The sequence below is a fragment of the uncultured Cellulomonas sp. genome (assembly GCF_947494015.1).
Lineage (GTDB): Bacteria > Actinomycetota > Actinomycetes > Actinomycetales > Cellulomonadaceae > Pengzhenrongella.
Genome location: NZ_CANLTL010000017.1, coordinates 86,038 through 95,686 on the forward strand (window position 1 = coordinate 86,038; position 9,649 = coordinate 95,686).

At 74.2% G+C, this 9,649-nt stretch carries 6 protein-coding genes; 2 read left to right on the forward strand and 4 right to left on the reverse strand.

Going from position 1 to position 9,649, the window contains the following annotated elements; all coding sequences use genetic code 11:
• The first annotated feature begins 61 nt into the window (after positions 1-61).
• Entirely contained in the window at positions 62-835 is a 774-nt protein-coding gene (locus Q0840_RS16825; protein ID WP_298461634.1) for a 4'-phosphopantetheinyl transferase superfamily protein, read from the forward strand.
• Here the strand turns inward: Q0840_RS16825 and Q0840_RS16830 are convergent.
• Genes Q0840_RS16830 through ppk2 form a run of 3 tightly spaced genes read right to left on the reverse strand, consistent with a single transcriptional unit; the run spans position 796 to position 7,264 of the window.
• The gene (locus tag Q0840_RS16830) at positions 796-2,256 is read right to left on the reverse strand and encodes a M1 family metallopeptidase (RefSeq protein WP_298461637.1); all 1,461 of its coding nucleotides are present in this window, start codon (positions 2,254-2,256) and stop codon (positions 796-798) included. The two genes, Q0840_RS16825 and Q0840_RS16830, sit on opposite strands and share 40 nt — an antisense overlap.
• Complete coding sequence (locus Q0840_RS16835; protein WP_298461640.1) at positions 2,253-6,173, reverse strand: Pls/PosA family non-ribosomal peptide synthetase; 3,921 nt, start codon at positions 6,171-6,173, stop codon at positions 2,253-2,255. Before Q0840_RS16835 ends, Q0840_RS16830 begins: the two co-directional genes overlap by 4 nt.
• The gene (gene ppk2 / locus Q0840_RS16840) at positions 6,170-7,264 is read right to left on the reverse strand and encodes a polyphosphate kinase 2 (RefSeq protein ID WP_298461642.1); all 1,095 of its coding nucleotides are present in this window, start codon (positions 7,262-7,264) and stop codon (positions 6,170-6,172) included. Before ppk2 ends, Q0840_RS16835 begins: the two co-directional genes overlap by 4 nt.
• Before the next feature lie 457 nt (positions 7,265-7,721).
• Between ppk2 and Q0840_RS16845 the strand changes: the two genes are divergently transcribed.
• Positions 7,722-8,798 (forward strand): hypothetical protein, encoded by a 1,077-nt coding sequence (locus tag Q0840_RS16845; protein WP_298461645.1) that lies wholly within the window; start codon positions 7,722-7,724, stop codon positions 8,796-8,798.
• A gap of 260 nt (positions 8,799-9,058) precedes the next feature.
• On the opposite strand, the gene Q0840_RS16850 is transcribed toward Q0840_RS16845, so the two are convergent.
• The gene (locus Q0840_RS16850; RefSeq protein WP_298461648.1) at positions 9,059-9,337 is read right to left on the reverse strand and encodes a hypothetical protein; all 279 of its coding nucleotides are present in this window, start codon (positions 9,335-9,337) and stop codon (positions 9,059-9,061) included.
• Between the last annotated feature and the right edge of the window lie 312 nt (positions 9,338-9,649).

Consider the following 9,649-nt stretch of genomic DNA (forward strand, 5'->3'; position numbering starts at 1 on the left):
ACACACTTCTAGGCAGGGCCGTCGGGACGTCCGCGCGTAGCCGACCGGGCAGGATCGGCACGTGGTCCGGGTCCCGGTGGTCGTCGACGTCTGGAGCGCTCCGGTCGACACCGCCGTGCCCGGTGGGTACGCCGACGTCCTCGACGCTCGTGAGCGTGCGCGGGCGGCGGTGCTCCCGCGGGCCGCGGCCGCTCGCTTCGTCCTGGGCCGGCTGCTGCTCCGCGGCGTCCTGGCGGGCCACCTGCGGTGCGCGCCGCACGAGGTGGTCCTCTCGGTGCGGTGCCCGCGGTGCGGCGGACCCCATGGGCAGGTGCGCGTCGTCGGACCGCGCACGGCGTCGGCAGGAGACACCGACGGTGCGGATGACGTCCACGTCAGCCTCACCCGGTCCGGGCCCGTCGTCGCCGTCGCACTGTGCACGACCGGCCCCGTGGGCATCGACGCGGAGGCCCGTGCCGCGGTCGGCGCGGCGCCGCTCGCCGACGTCGTCCTGGCACCGGGCGAGCTGCACCGGTCCCGCGGGCGACCGCGCACCGGGACGCTGGCCCGGCGCTGGGTGCGCACCGAGGCGGCGCTCAAGGCCCTGGGCACCGGCCTGACCGTGGCGCCGTCGTCGGTCACCCTGGAGCCGGCGACCCGGGGCAGTCGCGGGGTGGACGCCGTCGTGGCGGGCAGTGTCGCGATCGCCGACCTGCGGCTGGGACGCGGCCGCGCGGGAGCGGTCGCGGTGCTCGCCCCGCACCTGGTGCGCCCCGACGCGGGGCCGGGGCGGCCCGGCCGCCTGCTGGTCCGCCGCTACGACGGGGCGGCGGTCCTGACCGCACGGCGCAGCTGACCGAGCAGCCCCGCGACCCCGTGACCCGGCTCGTCGGCGTCCGGCAGCGGGGGCAGCTCGGGCCGGTCGAGCCACGCGGTGAGCAGGTCCTCGACGTCGGCCACCAGACCGTCACCCGCGGCCGCGGCGTGCTCGGCGGCCAGGGCGCGGAAGTCGGCGGTGGTCACGGGGGTGTCGGCGTGGCGCGCCGTCCATGCCCGGACCAGCGCGGTGTAGGTCTCCTCGCCGAGGGTCAGGCGCAGCGCGTGCAGGGTCAGGGCGCCGCGCTTGTAGACGCGGTCGTCGAACAGGTCGTCGACGCCCGGGTCGGCCAGGACGAGGTCCTGCGCCAGTCCCGTCAGCCGCGTCCGGTGCTCGCGGGCGAGGGCGTGCGCGGTGGGGCCACCGGACGCCTCGGACCACAGCCACTCCGCGTAGCAGGCGAAGCCCTCGTTGAGCCAGATGTGCTGCCAGCCGGCGACCGACACCGCGTTGCCGAACCACTGGTGGGCGAGCTCGTGCGGCACGAGCCGGTCGCCGCCGGAGTCCCCGCGCAGGTGGTTGACCCCGAAGATCGCCATCCCCTGCGCCTCCACCGGGATCTCCAGCTCGTCGGGGGTGACGACCAGCGTGTACTCCGCCAGCGGGTACGGGCCGAACAGGTCGGTGAACAGTCGCATCATCTCGGCGTGCCGGTGCAGCCGGGTGCGGGCCAGGGACGCCTGCGCGGCCGGGACGAGCGCGCGCTGCGGCACCGGCTCGGTGCCCAGGTCGACCTCGGTGTACCGGCCGACCTGCACGGTGGCCAGGTACGTCGGGGTGGGGTGGGGCTCGTCGAACACCCACGTGGTGGTGCTGGCCCCGGTGCTGCGCCGGGTCAGCGTGCCGTGGGCGTGCGCCCGGTAGGGCTGCTCGACGGTGATCGAGGTCCGGTAGGTGGACCGGTCGCCGGGCCGGTCGTTGCACGGGAACCACGACGACGCCCCGGTGGGCTGGCTCGCGACGATGACGCCGTCCTCGAGCTCCTCCCAGCCCACCTCGCCGAACGGGCTGCGGACCGGCCGCGGCGTGCCGGCGTAGCCGATCGTCACCTCCACGACCGACCCGGACGGGAGCGTGTCGGTCAGCCGCACGGTCAGCCGGCCGGCGCGGTGCCGGTACCGGGCCAGGATCGCCCCGGTGACGGCGACCGACTGCACGGTCAGGTCGGCGAGGTCGAGCTCGAGCGCCTTGACCGCCTCCAGGGTGCGGATGCGCAGCGTGGCGGTCGCATCGAGACGGTTGGTGCGGACCCGGTAGTCCAGCTCGAGCTCGTAGTGCTCGACGTGCAGCGCGCGGGTGCCGTGCCCGAGGTCGTAGCGGTCCGGCTCGTCGGACGATCCGGCCGTGCCGGCCGCGGGGGTGCTCGCGCCGGAGCCGGTCGTCCCGGCGGCGGCGCTCACGCGGCGGCCCCGGTGCGCCACGGGACGATCGGGTTGCCGACCCACCGCGAGCCGGCCGGGACGCGCTCGCCGCGCAGGACCAGCGACGCCGGGCCCACGCTGGCGCCGTCGTCCAGCACGGCGGCGGGCAGGATCACGCCGTGCGGGCCGAGGGTCGCGCCGTCGCGCACCGTGACGGTGTCCAGGCTCATCACCCGGTCGTGGAACAGGTGGGTCTGCACGACGCACCCGGGGCCGACGGTGGCGCCGTCACCGAGCCGGACCAGGTCCGCCTCGGGCAGCCAGTACGTCTGGCACCAGACCCCGCGGCCGATGCGAGCGCCCAGTCCTCGCAGCCACCACACCAGCGCGACACTACCCGTCACCGGGTCGGCGAACAGCGGGGCGGCGAGCACCTCGGTGAAGGTGTCCGCGAGCTCGCTGCGCCACACGGTCGAGCTCCACAGCGGGTGGTCGCCGGGGTGGAACCGCCCGACCAGCGCCCACTTCGCGGCGATGGTCACCGCGGCGGCCACCGTCCCGGCGGCCAGCAGCACGACGCCGCCGGCGGCCGCGGCCCACGCCCACCCGCCGGTCGCGACGAGCCACTGGAGCGTGAGCCCGGTGCCCACCCACAGCAGCCCCAGGAGCAGCACGGGGACCAGCCGGCAGGTCTCGACCGCCGCCCGTGCCCGGCGCAGCGCCGGGGTCGAGCTGTAGGTGCGGCTGCCGTCGTCGACCGCGGCGGACCGCGCCAGCAGCACCGGGGGGCTGCCGAGGTAGCTCGACCCCGCCCGGGTGCGGTTGGGCGTCGCCGAGAGCACCGCGACCAGGCCGTTCTTGGGCACGGTCCGCCCGGGCGCGGTCATCCCGGAGTTGCCGAGAAAGGCCCGCCGCCCGACCTTGGCGGACGCCACCCGCAGCCACCCGCCGCCCAGCTCGTAGGCCGCGACCATGGTGTCGTCGGCGAGGAAGGCGCCGTCCCTGATCCGCATCATGGTGGGCAGCCCGACGACCGTGGAGATCTCGGTGCCGCGGCCGACCTGTGCGCCGAGCAGGCGCAGCCAGGCGGGGGTGGCCAGGGAGGAGTACAGCGGGAACAGCACGGTCCGGGCGGCGTCCATGAGCCGCTCGACCGACCAGGCCCGCACGCCCGCCGCCGAGCGCACCGGGTGGTACCCCTCGGCCAGGCCGCGGGACATCGCCCGCACACCGGCCAGCACCAGCACCGCGTAGGTGAGGTAGGCCACGGGCGCCGCGACCAGTGACGCCGCGAGCGCGGGGCCGACCGCATCCCCGAGCGACGTCGTCGGGCGTACGGCGCCCCCCAGGATCGCGAGCCCGGGCAGCGCCGCGAGCACGGGCAGCGCCCCGACGGCGGCGCCGGCGACCCCGTACACCGCGGTCCAGCCGCGCCCCGACCCGGCCGGCCGGCGGGCCGGCCACGGGTGGCGCGCCTCGTGCTGGCGGGTCGCCGGGGAGCCGGACCAGTACTCCCCGGTCCCGGTCGTGCCGTGCACGGCCGAGCCCGCCGCGACGTCGGTCCCGGCCCGGACCCGCGCGCCGGGGAGCAGCACGCTGCGCGCCCCGACCGTCGCGTCCGCGCCGACCGTCACCCACCCGAGGTGCAGCACGTCGCCGTCGACCCAGTGACCGGTCAGGTCCACCTCCGGCTCGACCGCGCACCGGTCGCCCAGGGTGAGGAAGCCGGTGACCGGGGGCACCGAGTGCAGGTCGACGTCGCGGCCGACGTCGGCGCCCAGCGCGCGGGCGTACAGGGTCACCCACGGGGCGCTGGTCGGGGTGACGGCACCGAACCCCTCGACGAGGCGCTCGGCGGCCCACAGCCGCAGGTGGACCGGGCCGCCGCGCGGGTACGTCCCGGGCCGGACCCCGGCCAGCAGCGCGCGGGCGCCCAGCGCGCACACCCCCAGGCGCCCGACCGGGCTGACCGTCACCAGCCACCCGACGGCGACCCACCACCACGACACGGCGGGCGCCCAGCCGACGCCCCACACCGAGGCCAGCAGGCCGTCCACCGTCGCGAGCACGGTGAGCCAGCGCAACGCGACCAGACCGCGCAGCGGCAGCAGGGCGAGCAGCTGGACGACCTGACTCGTGACCGGGACAGGGGAGGCGGGCGGTCGGACGGGCTCGGCGTCGGCGGCGCCGGACCCGTCGCGGCCGGGCCACCGCTCGGCGAGGTGCCGCGCGAGGTCCCCGACCTGCGGGTGGTCGTACACGTGCGCGACCGTCACCTCGGGGTACCGCGAGCGCAGCGCGGACACCAGCTGCGCGGCGGTCAGCGAGCTGCCGCCGTGGGAGAAGAAGTCGTCGTCCTCGCGCTGCGGGCGGGCCCCGATGACGGCCGCCCACTGGTCACCGACCCACGCGGCCAGGCCCGTCAGTGGGGTCGGTCCGGGGCCGACGGCGTCCGGCAGGGGCCACGGCAGCGCGTCCCGGTCCACCTTGCCCGACGTCCGGGTCGGGATCTCCTCGACCACCGCGAGCAGCGGCACCATCGAGCCGGGCAGCGTCTCGCGCAGCCGGTCGAGCAGTCCGCGGGTGTCCAGGTCGTGCCCGGGTGCGGCGACGAGGTAGCCCACGAGCAGCGTGCTGCCCGCGGCGGTGCGCCGGACCGCGGCCGCGGCCCCCGCGACGCCGGGCAGCGCCTGCATCGCGGCGTCCACCTCGGCCAGCTCGATGCGGTGCCCGTTCACCTTGACCTGGTCGTCGGCGCGCCCGACGAACAGCAGCCCGCCCGGGTCCCGCACGACGAGGTCGCCGGTGCGGTAGGCGCGGTGGGGCCCCAGCGCCGGCAGCGGGGCGAACCGGGCCGCGTCGAGCGTCGGGTCGAGGTAGCGGGCCACCCCGGCGCCACCGATGACCAGCTCACCGGTCTCGCCGTCGCCGACCTCCTGCCCGTCCGGCCCGACGACGGCGAGGTCCCACCCGGCCAGCGGCAGCCCGATCCGCACCGGCTCGTCGGGGCGGAGCAGCGCCGCGCAGGCCACCACGGTCGCCTCGGTGGGCCCGTAGGTGTTCCACAGCTCGCGGCCGGGGGCCCACAGGCGGGCGGCGAGCTCGGGCGGGACGGCCTCGCCGCCGAAGATGAGCAGCCGGACGGCGTCCAGGGCCTGGGGCGGCCACAGCCCGGCGAGCGTGGGCACCGTGGACACCACGGTGATCTCGCGGTCCACCAGCCAGGGGCCGAGCTCGCTGCCCGCCCGGACCAGCGCGCGGGGTGCGGGCAGCAGGGTCGCGCCGTGACGCCACGCGAGCCACATCTCCTCGCACGAGGCGTCGAACGCGACCGACAGCCCGGCCAGCACCCGGTCGCCGGGGCCGATCGGGGCGTCCCGCAGGAACAGCTGCGCCTCGGCGTCGACGAAGGCGGCCGCGCTGCGGTGGGTCACGGCCACCCCCTTGGGGCGGCCGGTGGAGCCGGAGGTGAAGATGATCCAGGCGTCGTCGTCCGGGCCGGGCGGTCGGGGTGCGGTGCCCGGGGTGGACGCGCGGCCCGCCGGGGTCCCGTCGGGCCGCAGCGGCTCGGGACCGTCGCCGAGCACGACCGTGACGCCCGCGTCCGCGAACACGCGCTCGGCTCGCTCGTCGGGGTCGTCGGCGTCGACCGGGACGTACGCGGCCCCGGCGTGCAGGGCCGCGAGCACGCAGACGTACAGGCCGACCGTCCCGGACGCCGCGCGCACCCCGACCCGGTCGCCGGGAGCGACGCCGGCGTCGGCCAGGCGCTCCGCGCGCAGCCGGACGGCGTCGGCCAGGGCGGCGTAGCTGAGCACCTCGTCGCCGTCGTCGACGGCGGGGGCGTCGGGATACCGCGCCACGGTCGCCGCGAAGACGTCGACCAGGGTGCGGGGCGGTGCGGCCAGCGCACCGGCGCGCAGGGTGTCGGTGGTGGGTACGTCCGGCAGGGTCACGACGGGTGGGAGCCCTCGGTGCGCGCCGACGCCCGGTGGCCCGGGTCCTCGCCGGTCTCGTACAGGTCACGTGCGGGGCCGACCACCAACGGGTCGGGGCTCCCGACGACGTCCGGGTCCTTGCCGGCGTAGTCGAACCGGGCCAGCACGTGCCGCATCGCCTCGAGCCGGGCCCGCTTCTTGTCGTTGCTCTTGACCACCGTCCACGGGGCGTGGTCGGTGTCCGTCTGGGCGAACATCTCCTCCTTGGCCTCGGTGTAGGCCGCCCACCGGTCCAGCGACTCCAGGTCCATCGGCGACAGCTTCCACTGGCGCACCGGGTCGATCTGGCGGATGAGGAAGCGGGTGCGCTGCTCCGCCTGCGACACCGAGAACCAGAACTTCACCAGGTGGATCCCGGACCGGACCAGCATCCGCTCCAGATCGGGGGCCTGGCGCATGAACTCGGTGTACTCGTCCGGGCTCGCGAACCCCATCACCCGCTCGACGCCGGCCCGGTTGTACCAGGAGCGGTCGAACATGACGATCTCGCCCGCGGCAGGCAGGTGGGCGAGGTAGCGCTGGAAGTACCACTGCGTGCCCTCGCGCTCGGACGGCTTCTCCAGGGCCACCGTCCTGGCACCACGCGGGTTGAGGTGCTCGGTGAAGCGCTTGATGGTGCCGCCCTTGCCCGCGGCGTCGCGGCCCTCGAACAGGATGACGAGCCGCTCACCGCTCGTCTTGACCCAGTTCTGCAGCTTGAGGAGCTCGATCTGCAGGGTCCGCTTGACGACGTCGTACTCGCGGCGGGTCATCCGGTCGGGGTAGGGGTAGCCCTCGCGCCAGGTGTCCACGACGGTGCCGTCCGGTCGCAGCAGCACCGGCTCGCCCTCGTCGTCGATGTCGACGTGGAACTCCTCGAGCGTCGCCTTGAGGTCCCCCGGCAGGGCGCCGGCGATGGCGTCGGTGCGGGCGCGCTCCGACATCCGCGACAGCTCGGCCGCCAGGCGCGGCGGACGGACGCCGTTCGTCGCCGGGGCCGCGGGGGCGTGCGTCGGCACCGCGCCGACGGTGTCGTCCGGCGTGACGTCGACGCCGTCGATGTCCGGCAAGGTGACTCCTCGGGTCTGCGGTGGGGTCGGGATGCGGGCCGGTGGGGTCCCTTCTGGGGCCCGCGCCGGCCGGACGCTAGCGGGCGCGGGTGAACGGCAGGTGGCCAGCGGTGCGGCCCCGGCGCGCCAGCCGTGCCATCGCCCGAGGTCGGCCCCGCCGCAGCAGCGCGCCGGTGAGCCCGACACTAGGCACCCGCACACCGAGCGGCGACCGGGACCGGACGACCCATTGGGAAGCGGCGGGTCGACGAGGGGCGCTCCGCACGCCGGTCATCGCTGGTCGTGCGGTGAGGAAAGTCGGTGGGGGAGGCGCCCACTTCAACACGTCAGTCGGTTCACGCACATGCCGATGTCCGGTCGCAGCGGCTTGACGCGCTACTCGGTAGCCGTCTGCCACGGTCGATGCGATGGGACGATGCGGGTGGACGGATGCTAATTACGACCGAAGGGCACACCGGTGTACCCGACCACCGACTCATCCGACTTGACGCCGGAGCAGCGCGCCCTGCTGGACGACACCTTGTTCGAGTCGAATCCCACCTCGTACTGGCGTGCCCGGATCGACGCCCTGCTCCGAGAGCCGACGCCAGTCGACTACGCCTCGGCGCTCGCTGCGGAACTAACCGGCTTCGGCCTTGACCCGCGCATGCTGTCCACGACCGAACCGACACACGATGAACGCGAGTTGCAGAGAGCACTGGATGCTTTCACCCTCCGGCACCATCTCGCCGAGTCACTCGTGCGGATAGTGCACGCGGTCCTCGCCGACTGGAGGACGCCAGGATCGAGTTTCTGGGGGTCGCTAACCACCAATCGTGACGACGGCCACGCCCTCGTGAAGGCGCTTCGCGACTTCGAAGAGCGAGGAGAGATTCCGGCGAACCTCTTCATGCCCGCAGCGGAAGTGAAGGCACTCCCCGCCGAACCGCCCGCGGAAGTAGCGACGGCGGTCCGGATGCACTGGCGCTGGGTGCAGCGCGCGATGGAACTGCTCGTCAGTGACGGGCTAGATGCCAACGTCGGGAACAACAAGCTTAAGCATGGCTTCGCGGTGCGCCCCCGCGACGACCTCCGGGTCACCTTCATAACGCAACCGCCAAACCCAGATGGGAGCATCCCGCTGTCGACCGTCAAGAGTGGCACCACCCTCGTCGACGCGATAGCAATCGAGTTCCTCGAGCGGCTCCCATCGCGTCACGAACACGCCGGGTCATGGGAAGTGACGGTCCTGAATCTCAGGCCTGGGCCGCTTCTCGCCGAAGCCCTCGTGCTCTCAGTCGTATGGGCATCGGTTTTCGCGTCGACGGCAGCCGACCGCTTCGCGGGGCGAGACAAGGTTGCACCTAAGCACCCGGGGCTCGTGCTCGGGCCTCCGCCAGAGGCCATCGTCCGCAACGTCATCGGTTACCGACAAGCCCTGACGATCTCCACCAAGAGCGGCACCTCACGCGGCCTGACAGTTGAGACTCCCGATGGCATCGTTGGGCTGACGCAGACGGGCCACGGGACCCGCGGGATCGTTCTCGATGACTGATCGCCCGCAAGTTGCCGCTATCTACGTGAGCGAAAGAGTTAGCCACGCCTCGCCGCCGGCGAGCGGTTCACCGCCGGCATCGCCCGTTGCCACAGCGCCCCAGGCGATTCGGCCTGCGGCGCCGAGCGTTCTACTCCGGCTCGACACGCGCACGCTCATGCCGCGGTGCGTGCGGGTCGGCTACCGCGGCGCGGCGATGCTCAGCCGGCGGCCACATCCGAGGTCATGGGTCGCCGCCCAGGGGCCTGTCCAAAGATCAGTCAATTCACGGCCGGTTCGTCGAAGATTTCGGCCGAACCGGAGTCAACGAGAAGTGTCTGCCCGGGGCAGATCGCTTCCTGAAGCTCGAAGGTGCTCTGGTCCGCATAGGTCACGACGATCGGCCCGTCGTAGCACTCGGTAGTGTCGAGAAGAACGACGCCGCCATCGGACGTCACCTCCCCGACGTCCTCACTGCCCAGTCGAACAAGCACGTCCGCGTCGGTGCGGTTCGCGATCGATATGTCCTCGCCGGCGGTGCAGGCCGCCATGCCGAGCACGGCGAGCGCTCCTAACGCCGCACCTACTCTGCACCGTGCTTCAAATGCTCGCACGACAAGGCTCCCATCCGCTTTTCACCGCGCTGCGGCGCCACGGCGCCTCTTGGATGCGACCGTAGAACATCCAGGGGCGATGGGTAGGGCGTACCCGTGACGTTCTTGCGAGGGAACGGTGTTCACCTCCGCCACCGGGCTGATCGGTGAGGACTCGTCGAGAAGCGGCCGGCATGGACGCCCGCTCATGGCTCCCTTCTGTTGCGCCGGCTGTCAACCGGTCGTGATGGGGACCTGTCGGGCGCTCGGGGTCGGGGC